Annotated in this window: 23 protein-coding genes; 18 read left to right on the top strand and 5 right to left on the bottom strand. The window is 41.4% G+C overall.

The window, feature by feature from the left end; all coding sequences use genetic code 11:
* Positions 1-259 precede the first annotated feature (259 nt).
* The 9 genes from MKY54_RS19450 (at position 260) to MKY54_RS19410 (ending at position 13,334) form a co-directional block, all read left to right on the top strand.
* On the top strand, positions 260-919 hold the full coding sequence (locus MKY54_RS19450) for a hypothetical protein (protein ID WP_339187599.1): 660 nt from the start codon (positions 260-262) through the stop codon (positions 917-919).
* A 158-nt stretch (positions 920-1,077) separates the two neighbouring features.
* Complete coding sequence (locus MKY54_RS19445) at positions 1,078-1,671, top strand: hypothetical protein (protein ID WP_076307707.1); 594 nt, start codon at positions 1,078-1,080, stop codon at positions 1,669-1,671.
* Positions 1,672-1,933: 262 nt separating this feature from the next.
* Positions 1,934-2,851, top strand: a complete 918-nt coding sequence (locus MKY54_RS19440; RefSeq protein ID WP_076307708.1) for a hypothetical protein — start codon at positions 1,934-1,936, stop codon at positions 2,849-2,851.
* A gap of 360 nt (positions 2,852-3,211) precedes the next feature.
* Entirely contained in the window at positions 3,212-3,373 is a 162-nt protein-coding gene (locus MKY54_RS19435; RefSeq protein WP_076307709.1) for a DUF255 domain-containing protein, read from the top strand.
* A 723-nt stretch (positions 3,374-4,096) separates the two neighbouring features.
* On the top strand, positions 4,097-5,986 hold the full coding sequence (locus tag MKY54_RS19430; RefSeq protein ID WP_076307710.1) for a DUF4365 domain-containing protein: 1,890 nt from the start codon (positions 4,097-4,099) through the stop codon (positions 5,984-5,986).
* 709 nt (positions 5,987-6,695) lie between these two features.
* Positions 6,696-9,272, top strand: a complete 2,577-nt coding sequence (locus tag MKY54_RS19425) for a glycosyl hydrolase (RefSeq protein ID WP_076307711.1) — start codon at positions 6,696-6,698, stop codon at positions 9,270-9,272.
* A 404-nt stretch (positions 9,273-9,676) separates the two neighbouring features.
* Positions 9,677-10,726 carry an iron-siderophore ABC transporter substrate-binding protein gene (locus MKY54_RS19420; protein WP_076127132.1) on the top strand — a complete coding sequence of 350 codons (1,050 nt, stop codon included), beginning with the start codon at positions 9,677-9,679 and terminating at the stop codon, positions 10,724-10,726.
* A 1-nt stretch (position 10,727) separates the two neighbouring features.
* Positions 10,728-11,504 (top strand): IucA/IucC family C-terminal-domain containing protein, encoded by a 777-nt coding sequence (locus MKY54_RS19415; protein ID WP_339187594.1) that lies wholly within the window; start codon positions 10,728-10,730, stop codon positions 11,502-11,504.
* 108 nt (positions 11,505-11,612) lie between these two features.
* Positions 11,613-13,334, top strand: a complete 1,722-nt coding sequence (locus MKY54_RS19410; RefSeq protein ID WP_076127128.1) for a helix-turn-helix domain-containing protein — start codon at positions 11,613-11,615, stop codon at positions 13,332-13,334.
* A 93-nt stretch (positions 13,335-13,427) separates the two neighbouring features.
* Here the strand turns inward: MKY54_RS19410 and MKY54_RS19405 are convergent, their stop codons facing one another.
* Both MKY54_RS19405 and MKY54_RS19400 read right to left on the bottom strand, forming a co-directional pair.
* Positions 13,428-13,649: a helix-turn-helix transcriptional regulator gene (locus tag MKY54_RS19405; RefSeq protein WP_076127127.1), complete on the bottom strand. Its 222-nt coding sequence runs from the start codon at positions 13,647-13,649 to the stop codon at positions 13,428-13,430.
* A 60-nt stretch (positions 13,650-13,709) separates the two neighbouring features.
* Positions 13,710-13,928: a helix-turn-helix transcriptional regulator gene (locus tag MKY54_RS19400; protein ID WP_076100339.1), complete on the bottom strand. Its 219-nt coding sequence runs from the start codon at positions 13,926-13,928 to the stop codon at positions 13,710-13,712.
* A gap of 105 nt (positions 13,929-14,033) precedes the next feature.
* Here MKY54_RS19400 and MKY54_RS19395 point away from each other — a divergent pair, with 105 nt between their 5' ends.
* From MKY54_RS19395 to MKY54_RS19380, 4 genes are all read left to right on the top strand, one after another.
* Entirely contained in the window at positions 14,034-14,336 is a 303-nt protein-coding gene (locus MKY54_RS19395; RefSeq protein WP_076127124.1) for a DUF6809 family protein, read from the top strand.
* A gap of 77 nt (positions 14,337-14,413) precedes the next feature.
* Positions 14,414-14,608, top strand: coding sequence for a hypothetical protein (locus tag MKY54_RS19390; protein ID WP_076127122.1), 195 nt, complete (start codon positions 14,414-14,416; stop codon positions 14,606-14,608).
* A gap of 742 nt (positions 14,609-15,350) precedes the next feature.
* On the top strand, positions 15,351-16,343 hold the full coding sequence (locus MKY54_RS19385) for a hypothetical protein (protein ID WP_076316296.1): 993 nt from the start codon (positions 15,351-15,353) through the stop codon (positions 16,341-16,343).
* Between the two features lie 15 nt (positions 16,344-16,358).
* The gene (locus MKY54_RS19380; RefSeq protein ID WP_036688642.1) at positions 16,359-16,619 is read left to right on the top strand and encodes a helix-turn-helix domain-containing protein; all 261 of its coding nucleotides are present in this window, start codon (positions 16,359-16,361) and stop codon (positions 16,617-16,619) included.
* Between the two features lie 24 nt (positions 16,620-16,643).
* Here the strand turns inward: MKY54_RS19380 and MKY54_RS19375 are convergent, their stop codons facing one another.
* Entirely contained in the window at positions 16,644-17,477 is an 834-nt protein-coding gene (locus tag MKY54_RS19375) for a MurR/RpiR family transcriptional regulator (RefSeq protein WP_339187589.1), read from the bottom strand.
* Between the two features lie 181 nt (positions 17,478-17,658).
* Here MKY54_RS19375 and MKY54_RS19370 point away from each other — a divergent pair, with 181 nt between their 5' ends.
* Genes MKY54_RS19370 through MKY54_RS19355 form a run of 4 tightly spaced genes read left to right on the top strand, consistent with a single transcriptional unit; the run spans position 17,659 to position 21,924 of the window.
* Complete coding sequence (locus MKY54_RS19370; RefSeq protein ID WP_076127114.1) at positions 17,659-18,537, top strand: cell division protein FtsQ; 879 nt, start codon at positions 17,659-17,661, stop codon at positions 18,535-18,537.
* Positions 18,530-20,272, top strand: a complete 1,743-nt coding sequence (locus MKY54_RS19365; RefSeq protein ID WP_248548608.1) for an energy-coupling factor transporter ATPase — start codon at positions 18,530-18,532, stop codon at positions 20,270-20,272. Before MKY54_RS19370 ends, MKY54_RS19365 begins: the two co-directional genes overlap by 8 nt.
* A complete protein-coding gene (locus tag MKY54_RS19360) occupies positions 20,259-21,092 on the top strand; it encodes an energy-coupling factor transporter transmembrane component T (protein ID WP_339187586.1) in 834 nt (277 codons plus the stop codon). The genes MKY54_RS19365 and MKY54_RS19360 overlap by 14 nt, the downstream gene beginning before the upstream one ends.
* Positions 21,093-21,126: 34 nt before the next feature.
* Positions 21,127-21,924 carry a PHP domain-containing protein gene (locus tag MKY54_RS19355; RefSeq protein ID WP_305953529.1) on the top strand — a complete coding sequence of 266 codons (798 nt, stop codon included), beginning with the start codon at positions 21,127-21,129 and terminating at the stop codon, positions 21,922-21,924.
* Positions 21,925-22,011: 87 nt separating this feature from the next.
* On the opposite strand, the gene MKY54_RS19350 is transcribed toward MKY54_RS19355, so the two are convergent.
* Together MKY54_RS19350 and MKY54_RS19345 are read right to left on the bottom strand one after the other, a co-directional pair.
* Positions 22,012-23,570 (bottom strand): IS3 family transposase gene (locus tag MKY54_RS19350; protein ID WP_339187584.1). Its coding sequence is split into 2 segments (ribosomal slippage): positions 22,012-22,937 and positions 22,937-23,570, totalling 1,560 coding nucleotides; the frame shifts between segments, so codons are not numbered across the junction.
* 336 nt (positions 23,571-23,906) lie between these two features.
* The gene (locus tag MKY54_RS19345; RefSeq protein ID WP_339187582.1) at positions 23,907-24,131 is read right to left on the bottom strand and encodes a hypothetical protein; all 225 of its coding nucleotides are present in this window, start codon (positions 24,129-24,131) and stop codon (positions 23,907-23,909) included.
* Between the two features lie 174 nt (positions 24,132-24,305).
* On the opposite strand from MKY54_RS19345, the gene MKY54_RS19340 reads away from it, so the two are divergent.
* Positions 24,306-25,145: a DegV family protein gene (locus MKY54_RS19340; RefSeq protein WP_036688632.1), complete on the top strand. Its 840-nt coding sequence runs from the start codon at positions 24,306-24,308 to the stop codon at positions 25,143-25,145.
* The last annotated feature ends 15 nt before the right edge of the window (positions 25,146-25,160 follow it).

Below are 25,160 nucleotides of genomic sequence, written 5' to 3'. Positions count from 1 at the left end.
TCCCTCCGTATGGGGTATTCGACTTGTCATTGATGGGATGTTGTCGTGAATCAATTCTTGTGACTTCTGCCATTCGGTAGAAGTTTTTAATTTGGATGATTCGTGATATTATTCCATTTAATAGTATAATAAAAACAAGCTTTAAAAGGGCTATCTTGAACACGATGTGTTCGTTTAAACAATTGTATTCCTTATGTTTACGAACTTTGTGAATATTAAGTTATGAGAAATGACCAAAATAATAAAAAGGAGTTTTCAAATGAATGCAGCAATTGATCCAGTAAGTAGTAACCTCTTAGAGGTTCAAGAATGGTTAAAGGTGTGTAGCAATCGTAGAGAAGGATTATGTCCTGTATGTAACGAGCAAGTCTCTCTGCGAGCTGATAAATCGGAAAATACAAGAACACATTTTTCACATGGAAAAGGTTCAGATTGTCCTACAATTGAAAAAAATCATAAGCCATTTGAACATTTAGTTGCAAGTGATACTGATAATGAGAATGGGAAGTACATTAAATCAGTTACTATTAATAACTCATTTTTAATTTATGAAAAATGCAAGAGTATGGCTGATAATTTAAGCGTAAAAGAGTTTAGAGAATTAATTGATTTTGCAACATCGAAGGGAGTTTGGAATTTTAAAGGACTAACATTTATGTATGTACCATATATTCTCTTGACTTGCAGAGGGAGGTTTATAAAGAAAGATAGTGATTATAGAAAAAAAGATTTTTATTTTGTATTGGATCCAAATGTAAAAAAAGTTGATGAACTATGGAATGATACTAAGAGTAAAAAACAGAAATTATGGAAAATAAATCTTGATGACAACAATATTACAGAATATTCAATTAATGACTCTATTGTGCCAGAATGGTTTACATATACAAAAGAACACATAACTAATAAGCTTTCTTGAGATTATTGTAGGATGCTAATCACATCTTATAAGCCGTATTCACGCTCCGTCCCTGACGTCCATGGTCCGGCCGAAGTTGAGAAGCAGGGAAGTGGTATTACGACGGACGTCGTGAGCACGTAAACGTTACCTGAAAGACCGGAAGGATGGTCAATTCTATGGAGAAATTACTAGAAGAATTTACAAGGCTATTAAATATAAGACTTATGAATTCAGAGGTATTAACTACCGAAGATTCATTTAGATATACGTTTTTCGCTGCTATTCTTTATAGCATGGATATAGACCCTCATGAGGTAATATTAGAGTATCCACATCCCATATTGCATAACAGACTTGTTGATACATATATCCCTTCAATATTAGATAGGGCGGGATTAGTGGTCGAGTTTAAGTATGACAAATATTCAGGAAAATATAACCTTCCTCGACCACTTAAAGCAGGAAAACTGATAAACGATCTATACAGACTACAATCTTTTCAAATTGATTTGAAAGCGAAGCGATGGTTTGTATATTTAACTGATAGTGAAATGGCAACATATTTATCTAAGAAAACTAATGGGTTAGATAGTTTTTTTAATTTAGGAAAAGGAAATTCTTTGGTAATTGATAAAAATATAATTAATTCTAGGTCAGATACATTTATCAAAAACATTCCACACATTAATGATGAGATATTTTCAATAACTTGTTTACTTAGCAATGAAATGCCTAACAAACATAAGTTGAAAATTTATCAGCTAAACTAATTCTATTAGAGTGTGCTTCTGTGAAGTCCGATCATTCAGACATACTGTTCGCGTTGTGGGCCATTCGAGCCCATGACTGTCCAAGGTATATTCGTTGAAGAACAATCAAGCTGAATGTGGGTATCTCGAATATGATAACGTTTTCTGTCAGCTTTATTATAAAGATTAATATATCTGAATTTACTTGATGTACATATTTCTAGTCAATCACTTTTCTGGTTCAAAATACTAAAATTTTTTAATGGTTATTAGGAGGAAATTTATGAGTTCCTATGAAGGGAAATATTTTAAAGATAGAGATTTCTACGATTATGGAATTGACTATGAATTATTAAAGCTAAGAGAGAAATTTAATGAAGAAATAGACCAATTAAAATTCTACAGACGTACTCTCTCTGAGATTACCCAATTTGGTTCGATTAACTTCAAAAGTTTACCAGACGCTGAAATGAAGATTATTGAATGCTATTTAGAAAATGCAACAATAGATGATCTTGAAAAAATAATGCATTCTCACAGAGATGATGTACGAGAAGAATTTTCATGGATCAGTAAAATTGAAGAATTAGAAGAAGATCTAGAAGAAAGAGACTCATTCGTTCAAACTATTATAGTAAGAGAATATATGAAACAATTACAAGTACATAATAAAATGTGTTTTGTGAATGCTTACACTATTTTAGATGATTATTTAAATGAAATAATCAAAGTGTTTGGTATGTATCTCAATGATTTCCTTATTGAAACGAGTATAAAAATAAGTTATAAACAACTAAATGAATTTGACAATAAAACAGACTTAAGAGAACACTTTGTTGATAGTATTATGATTAGCGATAGAAATATGTCGGGTGCTTTCAGTAAAGTTAAGTATTTATTGAAACACCTCAACCTTACTAACAACGATATGTTAAATGAAATAAAGATTTTTAATGAAGAAAGAAACTGTATAGCACATAATAGAGGGCTTTATAATAAAAAATCGATTAAAAATATTGGTGAGACCTTAGTTGAAAAAAATAATTTAAAAATCGATAGTAAAGTTATATTAAATAACAAAAAAGTTGACTCTTCAATTTTTCTCATAAAAGAAACTTTAAGTTATTTTATCGACATAGCAATAAAAGAGTTTTGCGACACTGGACCAATAAATTTAGACAGTTACGAATTAACGGAGTGAATGGTTTGGGTGAGCCCGTACTAGTAAAATTAAAAATGACTATAAGTATGATTTTTTCGGAGTCTTCCTAAGACTTTATTATTTAGTTGGTACTTTCCATAGAAAGAAACCAATAATTCGCAGCGCTTTTTCGGAAAATAATAATGAATACATACACGATCAAGGTGGCAAATTGTAATAGATTGGGGGCTTTTGCCCGTTTTAAGTTCGTTCTATTTTTCTATAGGGTAAATAAATTATTAAATCACTATGAGGTATTGCTCTCCAAGTAATTTCCCCTTGTGCCCTCCCCCACCTTTTTGGGTAAACTAACCCTAAGCAATACTTTACCCAAATCCCACTGAAAAGAGGTGATGCCCCATGACAACTCACAAAGTACCCAATAGATTAGCTAAGGAGAAGTCACCATATCTACTGCAACACGCACATAACCCGGTGAACTGGTTCCCTTGGTCGGAAGAGGCTTTTGAAATCGCCAAGCGCGACAACAAGCCTATCTTCATATTTATTAGGTATAGCTAATTATTGATCCACACGTACCTGTCATTGATGGGATATTTGTGTGAATCATTTTATTATAGAAGATTCTGTTGATGGTTTGGGTGGGAGTTTTTTTATTCGTAAAGTATAGTATTAGCAATTGTATAGTGCTATTTTTAGAGACAATTACACTTCATTCTTAATGCGAAAAGTGCTGATTTTCGAAATATGCTATATATTTCTTCAAGATTACAATCCATTAACAAACTTGAGAGAAACCAAGTGAGAAATCAAGATATAATCATGTCCATCTTGATGTTTTTAAAGACACAATAGAAGGGGGGGGATAAACTGTTGACTCCAATAGTTTTTATTTTAGAATTTCAGGATGAGAGCACACCGATTAGTGCAATTGAAACAAGGTATTTCTCTGAAAAGTATTTCTCAAGAGAGATGTGCGAAGATTGGAATACTTGCTTCTAATGTAATGCTTGACTTGAACGATAATATTGTGTGTAAGTATTGTCTGTTAAATCAATACCACCATCTCTTTCCTTCGAAAATAATCGCAAGGAAGCTATGATAAGTTTCTTAAAGTAATATCAGATCTTTCATGATATGAAAAAGCTTGTGGCAAGTATTACTTGAGATCTGTGTTTCTGCAATATGTAAGTAGATTTAAATATATACGTCTAAAGTTCAATTGGACTAACATGTGGAGTTAAGCGAACAACCTTTATATTTGAAAGGGGATTCTTTTTCTTTATGAATTTACCAGAAGTCCTAGAAAGCCATGAACAAGAAAGGAGAAGTATTACTGCATTTAGAAAAGTAATGGAGGATAAAGATTTTATTGTTAGAGATACACGTGAGAGTGATTACGGAGTTGATTTGTCAGTCGAAATAAAACTTGAAGAGAAATATGCCAGTAATTTTCTAATATGTGTTCAAGTTAAGGATAAGTTAGATTCACGGAAAATTATTACTCCAGATGGTGATGCGTACATTTATACTGTCGACTTAAAAAACATCAATTATCTCTCAAATCAAACTAACTCTATAATTGCAATATATTTAGAAGATAAAGATATATTTATTTGGGAATGGATATTTGAAATTGAAAAGTACTTATTAAGTAAAGAAATAAATATCAACGCCCCTTTACAACAAACAATTAATTATAAATTCTCAAAATTATTAGATCAAGAGTCAAAACAAATCATACATAAACAGATCAAGTTAGTTTCAGAAAGATTAAAAGAATACGGAAAGTTTGCTGTTGAAGTAGAAATGAATAAATATATTAAAAATGCATTGTCTCTCTTGAAAGTTGATGATTCTAGTATAATTAAATCTGTTGCTGTAAAAATTGAGCAAGCTGAAAAATTAAGAACTTCTAACAACTTAAAAGGTGCTCTTAAAAAATATAGCGAAATATCTAGCTTCTTGGAAAATGAAAATTTATTTTTAATTTGTGCAGAAATTTGTTTAAAGCTGAATGACTTCAAAAGGGCAATTCGAAATTTTAAAAAAGCAATTAGAGGCTCGTTAAATTTTGAGGCTTATTTAGGAATGGGATACTCTTATCAATGTTTGAATGAATACAGTAAAGCTATTGAATGTTATTTACTAGCGTTAGAAATTAAAGAATTAAAAGAGCTTTACATTAACATTGGAGAGCTATATTTTAAGAATGGAGATATCCGGAAAGCAACTGAATTTTTACATAAATATCTAAAAAAAGAAGTTGTAACTTTGAATTCCCAAAAATATATTTATGCACAACTGCTATTAGCACAAATATATATTAAGTCACTATCATTAATAAAAGCAAAATATTTCATCAATCGAATATTAAAAAGCAACCCTTCAAACACTGATGCAATTGCATTACTTGCTGAATATTATGAAATATTAGGAGAGAAAGAAGAGAGTTTATATAATTATCATTATTGCTTGGATATAGATAAAAATAATCAAAAGGCATTACTAGGAATAAGCCTTCTTTATTTAAGTGAAATAAAGAATATAGAAAAGGGTTTGATATATATAACACAATATATTAGAGAATATTTTTCTACGAATGTATTAAATTTAGATATTGGAAAATCAGCGTTAATAGTTAATTTAGGATGGGAAAGCACCTCCGTAATTGCTGTATCAAAAAATGAGGACGGACAGATTATGATTAATTTAAACGGAGAAGTAAATCTTCCTCTAGATATGATGAATGAGGAAGGACATATCTTAATTGGAGCAATTAATAAATCCGAACATGGATATAAACTTCCCTTGGTTGGAAAAATATATGATAAATATAAAGATTATTCAAAGGCAATCTCTAATATAAAAAATAATATTAGTTTTGAGAGGGGCCCTCTACAGACTGACCAAAGCTTTGATGTTAATAATCAAACGAAGTTATACATAGAAGAAGGGAAAGAACGAGTATATATTAAGATAGACTACGGTGATTATGCAGTACATGGCTTTACGAACTCTAATAGTAACAAAAAAGGGTTTAAGCAATTTATTAAAGCGTATTCTAAATTTAAAGTGTTCCAAGTGGAGTTTGGATGTAAGGAAACTACAGAGTCTACATTTTATATGGTGTATGGAAATGCAGAGTTGAAACTCTTAAAAAGTAAAAAATAATATCTAAGAGCTAACGCAAATAAATATTATTAGTGGATTTTAATGAGTATTTTTCTGATTAATATCATCCAAAACTGCTTATCAAATACTTAAGGGAATCATTAGAGATGAACATGATATTTGTAATAAATATTGTTATATAATGTGTAATCCAACTATTCATTAAGAGCGCTTTTTGTTAAGCACTCTTTTTTTGTTCTTCTAATAATGAAATAAAGTAGGCAATGCCTTAGAGGGAAATCCCGTAGAAATAAAGATGAATGCTATGAGCGAGGTTTTGGAGCAATCAGGTATATGGAATAAGACACAGGTAAGTGAGTAAAGCGCCCAAATAGATCAATCAAGCAGGAAAAGTCACCGGACTTGCTGCAGCCAGTGCACAACCCGGTAAACTGTTTGCCACCGTTTAAGAAGCGTTTAAATCGAATATCGCGATATCAATCTTATCTTCTTTTCTATCGCTATAGCTATAGCTATAGCTATTTATTGACCCACACGTACCTCCCATTGATGGGATGTTTGTATGAATCAATGTTATTTAACTCCTCCTAATAAATATTGGTGGGAGTTTTTTTGCATGTGGAAATTTTCTCGATTTGATAGATTTACAAAATATGGAATATATGCTATCTTATCTATGAAAGCGCATCCAAGAGATGGTATATTGAACTTTTATTTACCATATTTAACATAGGGAGGAAAGGTGGAAATGAAAAATTTGCTCAAGAAGGCAATCACAATGATGCTGGCATTTACTCTGCTGCTTGGATTGATGACAGCGCCGCCCGTTCATGCAGACAACGCACTTTTCACAATTGAAGGCGAAAACGCTCAGCTCACCTCCGATCTTCAAGTGACGACCCAAATTTACGGACAGCCCAAACCCGGATACTCCGGAAGCGGATTTGTCTGGATGCAGAATTCCGGTACAATTACCTTCACAGTGACTGTCCCGGAAACCGGCATGTATACGATCTCCACACGTTATATGCAGGAGCTCAGTGCTGACGGAAGACTTCAATCTTTAGCCGTTAACGGCGTTACGAAGGGTTCGTATATGCTGCCCTATTCGACCACGTGGTCGAATTTCGATTTTGGTTATCACAAGCTGAATCAAGGCAGCAACACTATTCAACTGAAGGCCGGCTGGGGTTTCGCTTATTTTGATGCTTTCACGGTGGATTATGCCGATCTTGATCCCCTGGATGTGCAGCCTGTTCTCAGCGATCCTCAAGCCACATCAGAAACTCAGCTGCTGATGAATTATTTAACGGAGGTTTACGGTAATCATATGATCTCCGGTCAGCAGGAGATTTACGGAGGAGGAAATGATGGCAATTCCGAGCTGGAGTTTGATTGGATTCACAATTTGACCGGAAAGTATCCGGCCATCCGCGGATTTGATTTGATGAATTACAATCCGCTTTACGGCTGGGAGGATGGTACAACCGCCCGGATGATCGATTGGGTGAATAACCGGGGCGGGATTGCGACAAATAGCTGGCATATCACTGTACCCAAAGATTTCACCGCCTATCAGCTCGGGGAATTTGTGGATTGGAAGAAAGCCACCTATAAGCCGACAGAAACCAATTTTAATACTGCTAATGCGGTAGTTCCAGGTACGAAAGAATACCAATATGTACAACTGGCTATTGAGGATTTGGCGGAGCAACTGCAGATTCTGCAAAATAACAATGTGCCGGTTATCTTCAGACCTTTCCATGAGGCGGAGGGCAACGGCGGATTGAATGGGGAAGGTGCATGGTTCTGGTGGGCTTCCGCTGGCTCGGAGGTGTACAAGCAATTATGGGATCTGCTCTATACCGAACTTACAGAAACGTATGGCCTGCACAATTTGATCTGGACCTACAACAGCTACGTGTACAGCACTTCTCCCGCATGGTATCCCGGCGATGATCAGGTGGATATTGTAGGCTATGATAAATACAACACGATCTATAACCGCTATGACGGTTTGTCTGGTGTGCCCAATGAGGACGCGATTACCTCGATTTTCTATCAGCTTGTTGATTTAACCGGCGGTACGAAAATGGTAGCCATGACGGAGAACGACACCGTTCCAAGTGTTCAGAATCTGACAGAGGAAAAATCGGGCTGGCTCTATTTCTTACCGTGGTATGGTGAGCATCTCATGAGTTCCGCCTTTAATTATCCGGCCACCTTAACAACGCTGTACCAAAGCAATTATGTAATCACGCTCGATGAGCTGCCTGATTTGAAGGTTAACAATCCAATTCCAAGTGCGTCTATCACACCTGCAAACGTCGAATTTGATAAAAATGCCTCCAATCAGAATGACAAAGCCATCACCGTGAATTCAAACGGCAATACGTTAACCGCTCTCCGGGCAGACGCAAATACATTAATAGAGACTCAGGATTATACCTTGAGTGGAAATACGCTGCTGCTCAAAAAAGCATTTCTGGCGACACTGCCGGTTGGTGAGCATTCGATCATCTTTGATTTCAATAAAGGACAAGATCCCGTATTAAAAGTGAAAATTGTCGATTCCACGCCAAGCGCATCCATTGTGCCCGTGAGCGCTGCATTTGATAAAGCGGCGAATCTAGCCCAGGATATTTCCGTAGCCCTTACCTTAAATGGACACCAGCTTGCAAGTATCACAAATGGAAATTCCACACTTTTAGCGAGTCAGGATTATACGGCATCAAGCGCTGCTGTTGTTCTGAAAAAATCCTATCTTTCCACGCTGCCGCTGGGACAGAATACCCTAACCTTTCATTTTAATGGAGGAAATAATGCTGTTCTTACAGTGAACGTAGCGGATAGCAGTGTTCCAGTACCCACTGGAGATTTGACGGTCCAAGCTTTTAATGGCAACACAAGTGCCTCCACCAACGGGATTTCACCCAAAATCAAAGTAGTCAATACCGGTGATTCAGCGATTCAACTAAGTGATGTGAAGGTCCGGTATTACTATACGATTGATAGCGAGAAAGATCAGAGTTTCTGGATCGACTGGGCCAGCATCGGAAATGCGAATGTAACCGGCAATTTCGTTAAGCTGGCGACTCCTGTTGCCAGTGCCGATTATGTTTTGGAAATTGGTTTCACGAGTTCGGCTGGAACACTTAATCCAGGTCAGAGCGCAGAAATTCAAACCCGTTTCTCCAAAACCGACTGGTCCAATTACAACCAGGCTAATGATTATTCGTTCAAGGCATCCAGCAGTCAGTTCATCAACAATGAACAGGTCACCGGGTATATGAATGGTCAGCTTGTGTGGGGGATTGAGCCGTAAGCTTTTAATGAAAAAAGGTATCTTTGTGTAATACAAAGATACCTTTTTTCATTTTGGGAAGAAGCAGGGAGTGCAATGGAAGAACCATTTCTGAAGTAGCCAGATTGCTCGATGATCAGTTTCTGGAGAAGGAAAAGCTTGAATTGAGCGAGATTACCATCGACTGTGTTGGCTATTTTCAGAACAGGAGCAAAGAAATTTATGTTAAAATTAGGGATTTAGGTGCTTCTGTGGAATTTTTGTAGTCAGTCGCGATTCTCCTGAGTCGTTCCTATGGTGTGCAATGTCGCATTAATCCGGCTGCAATGTCGCAAAAGTACATGGAAATAGAGTATGAAGATAGATTATACTCGCTTTATTGATCTGATAATGAAAATCATTATCATACATAAGGGGGAGTCAGCATGAAAAGAACAAAGAAGAGGCAAGCAACCGGTAGAAAGGTAGATGCTGCCCAAAAAGCAGGACTATTAATGATATGGATGATGGCACTGGTACTTGTGCTAACGGCTTGCGGTACTGGAGGAGGCGCAAATACGGGCACTGCCGCACTGCCATCTGCTTCAGCCGAGCCGTCACCTACATCTGAGACACAGGCTCAGACTGCAGCCTTCCCGGTTACCATCTCGCATATGAAGGGCGAATATACGCTGACTGAGAAGCCGAAGGTCATTGCCGCGCTTGATGTGAAATTTGTCGATCAATTGTTAGCGATAGGCGAGCATCCGGCAGGCAGCGTTGTAGCTGGAGCGAAGGATGCAAAGTTTCCAGAATATTTAAGTGAACAATTGGGTGATGTGAAGGTCCTGGGCACACGCGATGAGCCCAATCTTGAAGCTATTGTAGCGATGAATCCGGATCTTATATTGATGACCGACTTTCAGGAGCAGGTGTATGACAGCGTCAGTAAAATAGCGCCCACAATAGTACTCGACTTCTATGAAGATTGGCGGGATACATCGGCTACCATCGGTATGATAACGGGAAAGCAGGCGGAGGCGAAGGTAGTGCGTCAAGCCTACGAGGACAAAATCGTCGGACTGCGGGAGCAGCTGTCGGCGAAGCTGGGCGACGAAACGGTAGCTCTGATTCGCCCAAGACCGGAAGGTATTCGCGTACACGGTCCCGAACATCGGACCGGAAGCATTCTTTATGAGGATTTGGGATTGAATATCCCTACATTCGTTCAGGAGATCAAAGATGATACCTCCGTTGAAATTTCGATGGAGACCATCGCTGATATCGGAGCAGATCACTATTTCCTGTTATCGGATGAATTGTTTGCCAAAGAGGCAGAGGCAATGGCGAACAGTCCGGTCTGGAAATCTCATGATGCCGTTAAAAATAACCGCGTATACAATGTGAATTCAACGCTATGGATCGCTTATTATGGGCCAATTGCCCTCAACATTATTGTAGATCAAACCGCGGAAGCGCTGTTGGGATCGCATTAAAATGGACAACTATCTGTCGTCTGTCACCTGGAAGCAAATGGCGGAGGAATACCGTCTGTGGGTAGGTGAACCGCCTGAAGGCAACGTTCGGACAATTGCCCTTAGCCAGTTGCACGAAGAAGCTGCATGCCGCGAGTATGTAAGCTGGCTTAAGGGTTATATCGGTGCGCCTGATATGCAGGTTGCCGCTTCCATGCTGGCCAAGCGGATCGGTTATCTGTGGATCGCGCCGATGCTGACCGCTATGACCCTTCATAACCGGGAAGTCTCCATCCCGCTGGAGAACAGCTTCCTCTATCATCCGGCTTCCCCAGCTTTTAAAGGGGATACGCGTTTTCCTTTCCTTGCGCTGAACGGGCTTCGAGCGACGGCGGCACCGGAAGACAGGGAAGCGTGGCGAGAAGAGATCGTAGAGGAAATTTTCGCGGTACGTCTTGCGCCGATGCTGCATACGCTTGCTGCAATTGGTCCCGTCTCCATGGCAGTACTTTGGGAGAATATTATGGTACGTATTGCTCCGCTGTATTCTCCTAGAACAGGTGAATTAGGGCAAGAAAGGCAACGAATACAAGCAGATTTTGCCTTCCTGACCCGGATAGCTCCCGGACAATTGTTCGGCGCAAGACGCAATCCATTTACCCGGTTCACAGTGAACAATGACCTAGCTCCGGTTGCAAAAAAGAAACGTATCACCTGCTGTTTTTATTACAGGATGTCGGCGGAATATTGCGGGAAATGTCCGAAAATTGACAATGAGAATGAATCTCAATTAAAATGACAACAGCAACGCACTCACTTATGTTGCGGACGCGCTTTCACTAAAGCATGTAATCCTATTCGAGTGCGCCCGTTTAACAGAGGATGCTATTGTCAGGAGATGAGAGAAATGCCGCTGAAAGAACAGGCAAGTTTATGGAGTGATACAACGATCAAGATGCTTGATGTGCGCAGCGGTACTTTGCCACCCGGCGGCGTTATGAGCGAAACCGGATTAACAGCCAATGTGTTGCTGCTGGCAGGCGGCGGGGAAGGTAGGCTTGTGATGAATGGCGAAATTTTCCATATCCAGGACTATTTCGCTTGTCACGCAGTCAAGGGATCAGCATTTACTTTGACTGCTGGATCAGAAACCATTCATTATACCGTTATTATGTACAAGGCTTTTCCAATGTTGGGGGCTGCCCATGTTCTGTTTCCGCAGCGCAATCACCCGTTACGCACTTCATTTGTTCACCGTCCTGTGCTCCTGGCTGAACTGCATCAGACTGCGGAACAAATCGAAGCCAAATGGAGCCGGGGCGAAGGGCTGGAGCGTTTCCATGCGAATGCGCTACTGCAAGGAATGCTTTACGAGCTTATTATGGAGTATGAATGTGGTCAGAAAGGCACAGAGGCGGATATGGTGGATGTTGTCGCTGCCTATATAGCGGGGCATTATCGTCAGGAGCTGGAGCTTAAGGAGCTGGCAGCGCTTGCCGGATGCAGTACAAGACAGTTACAGCGGCGATTCAAACAGGAGAAGTTACTAGGACCGATGGAATATGTAATCCAGCTGCGGATGGAGAGTGCCGAGCGGATGTTGCGTCATACGGATGCTCCCATCGGCGAAATTGCAGAAAAAACGGGCTATCGCGACATGTATTACTTTAGCAGGGCATTTAAGAAATATCATGGAGTTCCCCCGCAGATCTACAGGCGCACTGCCGCTTCAGGGATCGGTGTTCTCTCAGCATATTCTGGGCTGCCGGATCGCCTGGCCTCATCGTACGAGACGCTGCAAGGCCCGGTAATTTGTCATATGCGAGGCGAATATTGCGTCACCGCTTCTCCGGGGCGTATCGCCGTACTCGACGTTCAATATGCAGACCATTTGCTTGCGCTTGGGATATCTCCGGCAGGGAGTGTAGGAACGGGCAGTGCAGCGTTAAAATTCCCCCAATATATCAGGGAAAGGCTTAAGACAACGGAAATGCTCGGAACTTATGAGTACCCGGACCTGCAAGCTGTCGAACGGCTGCGGCCGGATTTGATTGTCTGTACTGAGGTGCATGCTCAGCATTATGAACGGTTAAGCCGGATTGCGCCAACCCTAATGTTTCAACGGAATGAGAGCTGGCAGACGATTCTGGGCCTGTTCGGTGAATTGACGGACAAGCGGACAGAGGTGGAGCGTATTATTGCGGATTACCTGCGCCGAACAGCATTGCTGTCTGAGCAGCTTGCAACGGCGCTGGCGGGTCAGAGCGTGGCCTTGATCCGTCCGCGTGAGTCGCTGGTACGGGTGCATACTGCCTCCCATCGCACAGGTGCCGTGCTGTACCGGGATCTTGGTCTGCCAGCTCCTCTATTTGTCGCAGACACTTCCGACACGGCTTATCATATTACAGTTGATAGACTGCCGGCTGTGCATGCCAGCCATTATTTTTTACTTAGTAACGAGATGATGCAGGAGGGGGTATCTGCGACAGAGCAAAGCGTCCGAGGGATGTTGGATTCCGATGAGCGGCCGTATATATACCCGGTAGATGCCGCTACATGGATCGGCTGCTACGGACCGACAGGTATCAATTACATTGTGGATCAGGTAGCCCGTACCTTGCTGGCCTGAGCGTATCTAAGAGAATCCCCTAATTTCAGGCTATTTTTAGCCTAAACGTGAACAGCTCCTGTGATTATCACAGGAGCTTGTTTGTGCTGCGGATTATTTTTTGTTGGGATAGCATTTAGAATTATCTGTCTGACCTAAAATATAGTCGATGCTTACTTTATAGAAATTAGCTAGCGTAATTAAAACGGCGCTCGGAACATCCAAATTTCCATTTTCATAGCGGGAGTAGGTGGCTTGTGTAATATGTAAAAGCTCCTCTATTTGTTGCTGTGTCAGATCTTTGTCTTCGCGTAAATCACGGATTCCTGTGTACAATGCTCATCAGCATAAGAATGAAATCCTTTGAAAACTGCGATATCTACTCATTCTTTAAATTTAACTTTTAGAGTAAGGAGTTTTTTGGTTCGTTCTGTTTAGTAAATAGTCAGTACTCGTCTTATGATAATCTGCTAGCTTAATCAGAATGGCCGTGGGAATATCAACATCACCGCGTTCATAATTACTATAAATCCTCTGGCTGCATTGCAAATACTCTGCCATTTGGGTTTGAGTTAAATCTTTATCTTCACGCAAATCTCGGATACGTTGATACATACTAAACACCTCCAAGGCAAGCATATCTTAGCGAATTATTCGCTATTAATTTTTAGCGATAAATTCGCTAAGATGATTGAAGAGATGATTTGGGAGGGATGACTGGTGAGTCTTTTGGAGGATTTATATTACGGGAAAATCTGTCCAAGTGAACTTTTGTGTTTACGCGATCCCGAGTATATACAGAACTCCAAGCTAATCTCAGAGTTTATGGACATCCTAAAAGCAAAGTTATCTATAGAAGACTTTACTATGATTGAACAAGCCTTGGATCTGAGTGGCATGCAGAACTCTATCTCATCCGCTTCCGCCTATACTCTCGGATTCAGAATGGGGGCTGCTATGATAATAGAAGTATTAGAACATAAGGATGAACTTATACACTCTAAGGGAGAAGCTATGTCTTGAAAAAATAAAGATAGAGCTATTAGAGGGTAGAAATCGAGAAGAGGAGAACAAAAATTGAACAATATTCCAAACCGCATATGTTGATAGACGAACTTCTTCAGGCAGAAAGTTGGGGCATTATTCAAGCGAAGTTGGTTCCTGCTATTAAGGAAGCTATCGCTATGGGAGAGGTTGAAAAACTCTCTAAACTTAGGACTAAGATTCCATATTCTTTCGAAAATTCATTAAAGCATTTGAAAAAAGCGGAGCGGGAATTCATTCGAAACGGATGACGGAAGTGGGGGAACCTCTTAACATGCGCTGGTTATATGAAAAAGATAATTTGACGATCAGTTTTACCGTAGTGAGAGACTAAGCCAGTCGGAGGCGTAGTTGATATACCGATTAACTCTCTTTCTTCGCTTAGGACGGATAAAAATATCGGTATCAGAAGCAGTGAAAAGGATATCATTGCAGCTATCCCTGAGGCATCCCGCAGCGAAAAGAAAGTAGATGGTGTTGTTAACTATTGGGTGAACGTTATCAAGCTTGACGAAGGATTCTATCATCCTTCCCTTCCCTTGCCTTTGTCGTCAAAGAAGACAAGGTTGAAAATCTAGAGTTAACCAAATTACTTATTGATCTGAGTGAATAAAGAAGGCAGGCTCACATGGCCAGCCTTCTTTATTTAGCTTTACAAGGCGACTTCTTTTTTGTGACCAGCCGGATGCTCCAATTGCTTCATTGGCTGCATAAATTCCCGTTAGAACTGATCCTCCTATTTCTAAGATACCCTGGTTGATTACCGGAAGCAGCTTATAGCCTAGGGTCTTTTTTTTGGTGCCTGTAAAATCGGGGCTTGACCATTATGGGCAGGACCTTCTTTACGTTATTCCAGATCATTGACAATTATTGTAAAGATGGTGTATTGTAAGTGATAAGTAGTAAGTAGTAAGTAGTAAGTTAATCAAACGCTCACCATACGGAATAAATATCATCCTGTAAATACGAATTAATGGATAGGGGTGGATGGTTATGATGGATCTTAAATTAGCACCAAGTTTTTCATTGATCGCGCTTAATGCACAGAGAAGTCTTCAGATGACTACTGTCAAGAAAGTGTCTTTGCGCTGCATGGCAGCAGCGGTTATATTGGAGCTTTACTTAGAGGGATGTTTCACACAATCTGAGAACAAGTTAACTTTGCACAAGGAAGCACTTGATCAATCTCATTCAACACTCTATAGAGAAACTGTTCTACAATCCTTACTTCATAATAGTGCTGAGGTGAAGGGTGATCTAAATTGGTGGTTAAAGAAGGCTTCGAGGAAGTCTAACCATCAATTAAAAAAGTTCGAAACCGCGATTTCAGATTATCTTCAAGCAATGAATTTGCTTGAAGATATACCAAGCCTGATAGGGAGCGACATGTATTTTGATTCTGCTGAAGTTGAAATTAGAGCCTATCGCAGTAATATGGAGGCGTACACGAGCATTACAGAGAATATGCGGGCAGAGATTTTGGAAGAGGGCCCAGTAACAGATGAGGTCATTTGTATGCTATGGCTACTTCGTGAATGTGGATGTATGCATGATTTCTTCTCGCTGAACGAATTAGAAGAGGTGAATATCAAATTACATGATCTATACCAAAGTAACTTATGGGCAAAGGCGCTGTTTCCTATACAAATTCGCCAGGGAGTTGAGTTAGGTATCAAACGTTTTTTAGCATTGAAGACAAAGTTTGCGAAGACCTTTATCGGCAGTAGTATCAATCTTATCTTCCCTGCCCTAGAGCGATCACGAGCTGTCTTTATAGAAACAGAGTCCTGGTTTGATAATTCTAATCAAAGGTTAGACGCAGTTATTACAAGATTAATGTCCTATGGACATGAAGTTAAGGTGCTGGAGAGAGGATCGATTGCGACTCTTAAAATTGATAATTTGCTCTACGATGCGATCCCACATTTTGTAATGATGAAAGTGCCAATTCAAGGTGTGCGTCTTATTCCGAAGCGCCCGCTGTAAAGGAGTTGGTTATCAATGTCTAGACAACGATCCATGGAGAATATTATGGCGTCAGAATATGTATCGATAGGGGAATTAGTAAGAATCACAAATGCTCGTTATAGTACACTCAAACATTATACAGAAGAAGGCATGCTGCCCTTTGAACAGGCAGAGGAGAATTTAACACGCAGATATAAAAGAGAAGAAACCGTCGCGCGCATTCTTTGGATCAAAGAAATGAAAGCAAACGGTTTATCTATCCCACAAATTAAAGAAGCTTTAGGAATGAATTAAATTCCCCTTATCCTTGCAGTCAACCTAACTCCGTGGGAGCTTCCCCCCATACTGCGCGCGCAATTGCTGCAATTTATCCAGCTTGCTTAGACTACTGTCCCTATTCGCTAATCCCACTCCAAGGATCAAATTCTCAATAATATAAGTGGGGCCTACCATGGAATGGAACTCCCAAACCTCACCTCTCCCCGCATAAAGCACGATATCTGCATCTTGGGATCGCGGGTAGACAAGTCTATCTGTGATCAGGATGACCTGGTAATTTGCTTCACGTGCATGGTTCAGTATGACTTCAATCTCAGGCAGTATTTGCACAAATCCAAAGACAAGCAAGACATCTTGTTTGTCAGCATGCATTAAGGTCTCTAGCAGCTCATGGCCGCTGGGGACCATTTTTTTCATTTGAAGACCAAAACGCGCCATTCGATAGATCATTAGCTCTGCTAATCCGGCGCAAGGGCCAGGGCTGTATACATAAATAATCCGAGCTGTAGATATCGCATCTACTGCACGCTTTAGTACATCGTCGCTTAAATAGCGGCGTGTTTCTTGCAAATGATGTGAACAATTGTCCAGCAGCAGTTGAGGGAGTGAGGTATCGTCTGATCGCTGCATGGCATCACGCATTTTTACAGAAGGTGTGGATTCAAAGCGGAAACGGAGCCGGTTTTTAAAATCTTTGGCATGTTTGTATCCCGCAGCTTTCCAGAACCGTGAAACGGAGGCGATGCTCAAATGCAGCTCGTCTGCCATTTCTTGTTCGGTCATATAGACCACACGTTGCTCATTTTTTTGAATAAAGTCGGCAATTATCCGTTGATTAGGCGAAAAAGCGCGGTGGTTCCAATCTTTATACAATCTCTCAATCCTCCTATGATGATGCGATAGATAGAATATAACCTGTGAATATGTTGTAAATATTTTTACAACGTTAAAAATATTGAAAAAAATATTACTCTCATTTAACAAATGAAAAAAGCTGTGATGACATGGCCTTCTTATAATGAAGATAAATTCTTATTGGGAGGCCAAATATTTCATGAGCACGATAAAAACGCGTTACACACTGACTCAGTCACAAAAAATGATGATTTTTGTACTGTCGATGTCGCTTTACGGGTTGTCCAATATGTTTACCGAGCTAGTGCCTGGGATCAAACTGGGCCCGATTGAATTATCCATTGAATATTTCGCCTTCATTCCTTTGACATTATGTATGTTGTTTCACCCCTTATATGCGGCGGTCGGAGCAGCTGTTGGTGAGGTAATCTTCGGGGAATTGATGTTAGGCCAATTTGGAGGTTTAGGGGAGCTGGAGAAATTCATTACCTTCTCACTGGCGATGTATACCGCAGGCCGCATGGTATCTGATCCGAAGAATCGTAGACAGGTTGGAGTGGCTGCGATTACCGGCGTGGCGATTCACCAGTTTTTTAGCTCCGTTATAGATATTGTGAAGGTATGGGTAGGGGTAGAAGAGCTAGAGGCTGTTAAAGGACTGGCAGAAAGTATCGTTGTAATTGAGGGAGTAGGGTTCTTGAATGATGTCCTCTTCTCCGGTATTTTGTTCGCGCTAATTCCTACTATGTATCTGGTTCCGCGTTTATATGGAAAAATTGAACCATTGCTCGGCATGAAGCCACGTGAGCGGAATATGAAATATGCAACAGGAGCATGGCTATCTCCTAAGTTGGTCATTGCCGGAACCTTTCTAGTGATGGTAGCGGTGGGTTCGGAATTGTTATCGGAATCGGGCTGGAACTTCGGTGATTTTGAGCTTGCAGGCGCGGAATCGAATGAAAAGACCTTGATTTGGCTCAGTATGTTGGTAGCGGCTGTTGTAGCGGCAACGGCGATTATTGCACTGCTTCGGCGTTCGGCACGAAAAAGACAGGAAGCGGGTCAAGCAGATGCGTAATACAATTCTTGAATTGAACAAAATTAACTTTACGTATCCGGGAGCTGAACAACCAGTACTGCAAGACGTAGACTTACGACTGGGAGAAGGGGATTTTATTGCGATCATCGGCAGTAATGGCTCCGGGAAATCTACTCTCTGCAAATGCTTTAACGGCTTAATTCCACATTATTACACTGGTGATTTCAGTGGAGAGGTGACAGTTTGCGGCCAATCTGCGGATGGAAAAAGTGTAGCAGAGCTGTCCAAGCGTATCGGTTATGTTTATCAGGATTTCGAGAATCAATTGGTACGGCCGACGGTGCTTGATGATGTGTCTTTTACACCTCTGAATTATGGATTTACGGATTACAAGGAACGGGGAGAGCGTGCGCTGGCGTTAACCGGACTTAGTGACTTGAGGCACGAATTTATTTGGCAGTTAAGTGGTGGGCAAAAACATCTGCTCGCTCTGGCCGGAGCACTAGCTATGGATCCGGAAATTCTGGTGATCGACGAACCCGTAGCCCAGCTGGATCCGCAGCATGCCCGTCATATCTATGATATTTTGCAGCGTTTGAATGAGGAGCATGGAAAGACCATTGTAGTGATTGAGCATCATGCGGAATTTATTGCGGATTATTGCAAAAATGTTGTCCTGATGGATCAAGGTAAAATGCGCTGGCAGAAGCCTGTGCGTGAAGCTTTGTCATCTGTACAAGAATTGCTAGAGCTGGGCATATACCCACCGGATGTGACCCGGGCGGCTTGGCTGCTACAGCCCGATGATCAGAAGACAAAGCTGCTTCCCTTAAATGCTGAGGAAGGCAGTACCCGTATGACGCTTCGTCAGGATGCCAAGGAGACACTTCCAATCGGACGTATGCAAGAGCAGCTCCCCATAGCTGCAAAAGAAAAAAATTCTATCGTTCAGCTGGAGAATGTTCACCTCTCTTACCGTACGATTCATAAGGTGCTGCATCCTGTACTGAATGGAATTCAGCTAGAACTGGGGCAGGAAGAGTCCATTGCTCTTATTGGCAACAACGGAGCAGGTAAATCTTCATTAATGAAGCTGATTGCTGGTATTGTCAGACCTACAGCTGGAACCGTAAAGGTTAAAGAAATGACGGTGAACGGGCTACCGCCTGAACGTCTCTCCGGTACGGTAGCTTACGTATTCCAGAATCCGGAGGAAATGTTTATCGAGGATTCTGTGCGTAAGGAAATTGCTTATTATCTGAAGACGCGGAAACTACCAGATACGGATGGAAGAGTGGATGAGATGCTAAAGGCATTTCGCTTAAGCGAGCTGGCTGAACGGGATGCCCGACTGCTAAGTGGAGGGCAGCAGCGCCGGGTATCCTTGGCGATTGGTGCCGCGGTTAGGCCTGCTATCATGTTGCTTGATGAACCGACAGCTAATCTGGACATTTCGACCAAACAAGAAATGGTACATGTGCTGGAGACGCTTCGTAATCATGTGAAGACGGTCGTCATCGCAACTCATGATATGCAGCTTGTCTCTGAATGGGCCAGCAGAATAATTGTAATGCATCAAGGGCGGATAATTGCGGATGGGACGAAGGATGAAATTTTCGCTGACGGCCTTCTTTTACGGCGTGCGGGTCTGGCCCAGACCCAATTGATGGAGCTAAGTCGTATGCTCGGTCTCCCTAGAATTTGCAGTAGCTTAGAAGAGTTTGTGAGTTTAGTGGAAAAGAAGGAGGTAGCTGCAATCCATGGAAGCCGTTAAACGGGCACTTGACCGTATATCTGTAGAACAAATCAAATTGGAGTTACTCGGGACCGCATATAACAGCAGCAGCACTTTTCTGGGCAGGCTGGACCCGCGAACCCTGCTGCTCTGGTATCTCTTTTTTGCCATCGTGCCTTGGTTTGTACATAACCGGACAATCCTGTTAGGGATGTTCGTGCTTATGGTTTTAACAACCGTCCTCTCCCGGGTCAGCCCCTATATTATTTTTATATTATGTCTCGGCTTGATCAGCCAGATTGGCTGGATGTTTATATTGACGCTCTTTTTCGGTGGGGGGATTGAATCCTTGCTGCCTATGCTGACACTGACGCTTAAGCTTTCGGTGATTTCGCTGGCGAGTATAACGGTTTTCTCTAGTCTTGATCCGGAACGACTTAGTGACGGCTTACTGTCTTTAGGAATCCCTGATACCTTTGCATTCAGCTTATCTTATGGCTATCGTATTTTGCCTACTTTACTAGAGGAATTCCATCAGATCCTACTTTCCTTTAGATTGAGAGGGCAACGACCGCTTCAACATGGAATTTTCTATTGGCGAACAATAACGTATTATTTGCGAATCGTCATTCTGGCATTTTACCCGCTCATGTTGAACACAGCTAAACGTTCTCGAACAACGATTGAAGCACTTGAGACTCGGGGATTTAGCTACGGCCTTAATAATAAGAAAGTGAAGAAGATCAAGTTATCTTATTTAAAAATGAAGCGGTCCGACTGGTACTTTTTATCCGGATCCACTGCTTATGTCATCTTGATATTCTGTATTGGTTATCTCTACCCTGAACTGGTGTATTAACATAACTTACAAGCTCAAAGGAGACGAATTAGACATGATGAATATTGATCTGCATACCCATGGTAAATTATCTAAGAAATCTACGTTTTCACCCGAATATTTTGCGGAGATGATGTTCGAAGCCAAGGCGAATGGATTACAGGCTGTAGCATTGACCGAGCATTTTAATACTTCTAATTTCTTTGCGATGTATGATGCGCTGGATCAGACTTATCCCTATAACGGGCATTATTACGATGTGAACGGACTTAAACTGTTTCCAGGCATGGAAGTGGATATCGCGGAGACAGGTCATATCCTGTTGATCGGACTGAAGGAGAATGTTCTAGCTGTTCGCGCTTTACTAGATGAGCATACGCAGGAGGGGAATTTCATACCTTTTAAGCAGTTGCTTGATATGGCCGACGAACATAATCTTTGGAAAATCGGAGCCCATCCCTTCCGAACTTCTACACCTTTACATCAACTGGATCCGGCATTGCTTCAGCGATTAGACGCTTTTGATTTCAACGCTAAGGATATTTACATGCAGGGGGTGGAGACCTATAAAAACCTGATCACGCCCTTTGCTGAGAAGCTGGGTGTGCCTGTGATTGCTGGCAGTGACAGTCATCAGTGTTTGCAATATGGCAGTGTTGTGAATCGACTGCAAGACTCCTGCTCAACGGTGGAAGAATTGAAGGAAGCTATCAAACAAGGGAACTATGAAATAGAGGTTTCTCCGTGTCTTCATACCAAAGTAAAGGCTTCGGTAATGATGAAAAAACTATTGAAGCAGTTAATTGGCGAAGCTCCCTCCAGAGATGAAGCGGAGTTAGGATATATGGCGTAGAAAATAGAAGAGGGTTGTTCCATAAGCCATGAAATGATGAAATGAACTGCACCCCGTCAAGTAGACAGCACAAAAAATAAAAGTAGTTTAAGCGGCCTTAGTCCTAAATTCAATGGGACTGAGGCCGTTTAGTTTTGCCTGTAACCGTTCGTTATTGTAAAAGTGAATGTAGGTATCAATATCTGTTTGGAGTTCTTCAAAGGTCTGGTAGGTATGTAAGTAGTACTTCTCACATTTCAATGTTCCCCAGAAGGATTCCATCGGCGAATTGTCAATGCAGCAGCCTACTCGGGACATGCTTTGCTTCAGTTCTGCATCGTCCAGCATCTTTTTAAAATGCAGAGAGGTATACTGAAAACCACGGTCGCTATGGAGTAAGGTTCGGCTCTCCGGTGCTGCCTTCAAAGCTAATTCCAGTGTGTTAAAAACTAGCGAATTATTATTGGAATGACCCAGAACGTAAGCAACAATCGACTTGTCATACAGATCTTTTATTGCACTTAAATACGCCTTCTTGCCGTTGCCGTATTTGAATTCCGTTACATCCGTTACCCATTTTTGGTTTGGAGCTTCAGCCTCAAAATTACGGTTCAGCACATTCTCTGCAACCTGCTGAGGCGTGGAGCCTACATACTTCTTTCTCTTTCTGCGGATGACTGATTGGATGCCTTGGCATCTCATCAGCCGGTACACTCGCTTTGCGTTAATAGATTTATCCATTTGTCTGCGCAAATGCAGGGTCAATTGGCGATACCCAAAGGTTCGTTCCACCTTCTCATACAAGAGGAGCATAGCCTCTGTCAGTTTCTCGTTGTCAGCCTCTCGAGAACTGGGTTTGCGATTCAACCATTTGTAATAACTTGACCGTGAAATCCCTGCGATGTCACACAAAAGCCGAATGGAGCAAGACTGTTCCTGCTGTACGGCCTGAATGGCCAGGTAGATGTTCACCTGGCGAATGGTCCTTAACGCCTCCTCCTTTCGAGTTCCTCTAACTTTTTTAGAAAAGCATTCTCCGCACGCAGGCGTGCATTCTCGTATTCCAGCTTTTGCATCGCGAGTTTGTGGCGATCTGCTTCCGTAAGTTCTTCAGGCGCTTTAGTGCGTCCTCTACCGTCTCGTAACGCCTCTTCACCACCAGCTTCGTACTTCTTTACCCAGCTATATACTTGTTGGTAAGACACGTGAAAATGGCTTGCCGTCTTCGCATAGTCTTCTCTGTTCGAAAGGCAGTACAGCACGATATTTATCCGTTCCTGCCAAGTGGTTACGCGTCCTTTGGTCATAGCTTTAGTTCCTCCTGAATGAGCTGTTAAGCTGTTGCTATGACCATTATACTTCCTAATCCAGTTGGCGAGTTGGGTTGAACTTGCAATCTTATACTTGCAGATGATTTGGTTTTGCGACAATCCTCCCTCGAGATAGTCCTTAACGGCATGGAGTTTAAGTTCTGCAGAATATGTACGATTGTAGCTTCGGACTTCCAGCCCTTCGTATCCATACAATTGATAACGTTGCCGCCACTTCACTAATGAGTTTTTGGATATTCCATACTTCCGGGTCGCAGTTTTCAAACCAATGTCGCCCCGTTCAATTTCTTGGAGAATCGTTAACTTTTCCAGTGCTGTAAACTTCTTTTGTTCCATAAAAATGCTCCCCATACAGCGACAGGTTTTTATTATTTTACCTGTCTACTATATGGGGAGCATATCAGAAATGGCTACTGGGACAACCCTTTTGTTGTTCGCTGGATTTCATTACTTTTGCATGTACAAAGACAACTATCGGACACAGATGACCTTAAACGCAGTTTTATTCCACATTTGGGATGCTAACGGACCGTATAGCCACTAATGGCACTAAAGACACCATATATGAACCTCATTCTACGGAATAACGTCTCTGGAGTCCGAAACTCTGCTCAAAAGGCTGGAAATTTGCCAATAACGTCATCTGGGTCCTCAAATCTCAGAATGTATGAATTATCGTTTGTCTTTCGAATCTTTATTGCTGACACGGGTGGGTCTGGTCACCCAATTCGTGCGATTCATCGGTTTTACGGTATCAATTCTTGAATTGGAAGGTTCATTCGAAGGTTCTGTGGATTTAGTTTCAGTAGAAGCTGCACCCTCTTGATCTACGGTTTTTTTCCTCGATAGTCCTGTACCATCATGTTTGCCTCTGTTCCATACTCTACCCTTACTCATACATACACTCCATTTCTATACGCTTATTCATAAACCATATCATATAAGGACAAGTTAAGGAAGGAAGAAAGACATAACACAGATCGAAGAATTTTTCAAGTTATAAAGGTTACTGGAGATTTCATTTTATGGTGGCTATAATAGTACTGATATTGAAAGGAGAGTACTTATATTATGGCAATCAAGATCATAACAGACAGCGGTTCAGACCTACCCCTTGACTACATGGAGAAGTATAATGTTTCCGTGATCCACCTACCGGTTCATTTTGGGCATGAGTTAATGCCGGCAGATACGGACACGAAAAGCTTTTATGCTCAAATGCGCGAATCCAAGGAGCTGCCTACCACAGCTAGTCCAAGTCCCAACGAATTCCTTGAGAAGTTCAAGCAAGTGGAGGAGGGAACTGACATTATGGTCATTTGTATGTCCTCTAATATTAGTAGCACTTATCAGACGGCTATGATTGCTATGGAAATGTATAAGGATGAAGGACATACCAATGCAATAGAGGTTATAGATTCCAAAAACTTCTCAGGCGGGCTGTCATTGATTGTCGGCCTGGCGGCGCAGTGGTCCTTAACTTGTTCAAGCTTGCAAGAGCTCAAGGAAAAGGTACTTCAGCAGATAGAGGAAGTTAACGCTTATTTTACGCTGGACACTCTGGAGAATGTAATGAAAGGCGGACGTCTAAGTCGGCTCTCGGGAGCCGTAGCGTCTGTACTCAATATAAAGTTGCTGCTCAAAATCAGCGAAGAAGGCACTGTCGAAGTAGTGGAGAAGACCCGGGGTCTTCCAAAAGCACTGAATCGTCTGCTAGCGCATTTGGATGAGAAGCAGCATGATTACGAGAAAGCGGTTATCGCTATTGTACACAGTAATTGTGAGAAGCTGGCACTCGAGATTAAAGAACGCATTTTACTAAAGCATCCCTTCAAAGAAGTCTTACTCTCAAGCATGGGGCCGGTTATGGGAACCTATGCTGGGGAAGGCGGAATTGGCGTAGCTTTTTAAAGTAGTGATCCTCAC

The sequence above is a fragment of the Paenibacillus sp. FSL P2-0121 genome, from assembly GCF_037975345.1.
GTDB lineage: Bacteria > Bacillota > Bacilli > Paenibacillales > Paenibacillaceae > Paenibacillus_AQ > Paenibacillus_AQ odorifer.
Note: the sequence above shows the minus strand (reverse complement) of the source record. Positions and strands in the feature narration are given on the sequence as shown.

Coding starts and splice junctions, on each gene's coding strand:
- MKY54_RS19370 (WP_076127114.1), top strand. CDS start 17,659: ATGAGCACGATAAAAACGCGTTACACACTGACTCAGTCACAAAAAATG.
- MKY54_RS19435 (WP_076307709.1), top strand. CDS start 3,212: ATGACAACTCACAAAGTACCCAATAGATTAGCTAAGGAGAAGTCACCA.
- MKY54_RS19450 (WP_339187599.1), top strand. CDS start 260: ATGAATGCAGCAATTGATCCAGTAAGTAGTAACCTCTTAGAGGTTCAA.
- MKY54_RS19445 (WP_076307707.1), top strand. CDS start 1,078: ATGGAGAAATTACTAGAAGAATTTACAAGGCTATTAAATATAAGACTT.
- MKY54_RS19345 (WP_339187582.1), bottom strand. CDS start 24,131: ATGAGTAAGGGTAGAGTATGGAACAGAGGCAAACATGATGGTACAGGA.
- MKY54_RS19385 (WP_076316296.1), top strand. CDS start 15,351: ATGATGGATCTTAAATTAGCACCAAGTTTTTCATTGATCGCGCTTAAT.
- MKY54_RS19400 (WP_076100339.1), bottom strand. CDS start 13,928: ATGTATCAACGTATCCGAGATTTGCGTGAAGATAAAGATTTAACTCAA.
- MKY54_RS19430 (WP_076307710.1), top strand. CDS start 4,097: ATGAATTTACCAGAAGTCCTAGAAAGCCATGAACAAGAAAGGAGAAGT.
- MKY54_RS19355 (WP_305953529.1), top strand. CDS start 21,127: ATGATGAATATTGATCTGCATACCCATGGTAAATTATCTAAGAAATCT.
- MKY54_RS19415 (WP_339187594.1), top strand. CDS start 10,728: ATGGACAACTATCTGTCGTCTGTCACCTGGAAGCAAATGGCGGAGGAA.
- MKY54_RS19425 (WP_076307711.1), top strand. CDS start 6,696: ATGAAAAATTTGCTCAAGAAGGCAATCACAATGATGCTGGCATTTACT.
- MKY54_RS19390 (WP_076127122.1), top strand. CDS start 14,414: ATGTTGATAGACGAACTTCTTCAGGCAGAAAGTTGGGGCATTATTCAA.
- MKY54_RS19410 (WP_076127128.1), top strand. CDS start 11,613: ATGCCGCTGAAAGAACAGGCAAGTTTATGGAGTGATACAACGATCAAG.
- MKY54_RS19420 (WP_076127132.1), top strand. CDS start 9,677: ATGAAAAGAACAAAGAAGAGGCAAGCAACCGGTAGAAAGGTAGATGCT.
- MKY54_RS19365 (WP_248548608.1), top strand. CDS start 18,530: ATGCGTAATACAATTCTTGAATTGAACAAAATTAACTTTACGTATCCG.
- MKY54_RS19340 (WP_036688632.1), top strand. CDS start 24,306: ATGGCAATCAAGATCATAACAGACAGCGGTTCAGACCTACCCCTTGAC.
- MKY54_RS19360 (WP_339187586.1), top strand. CDS start 20,259: ATGGAAGCCGTTAAACGGGCACTTGACCGTATATCTGTAGAACAAATC.
- MKY54_RS19440 (WP_076307708.1), top strand. CDS start 1,934: ATGAGTTCCTATGAAGGGAAATATTTTAAAGATAGAGATTTCTACGAT.
- MKY54_RS19380 (WP_036688642.1), top strand. CDS start 16,359: ATGTCTAGACAACGATCCATGGAGAATATTATGGCGTCAGAATATGTA.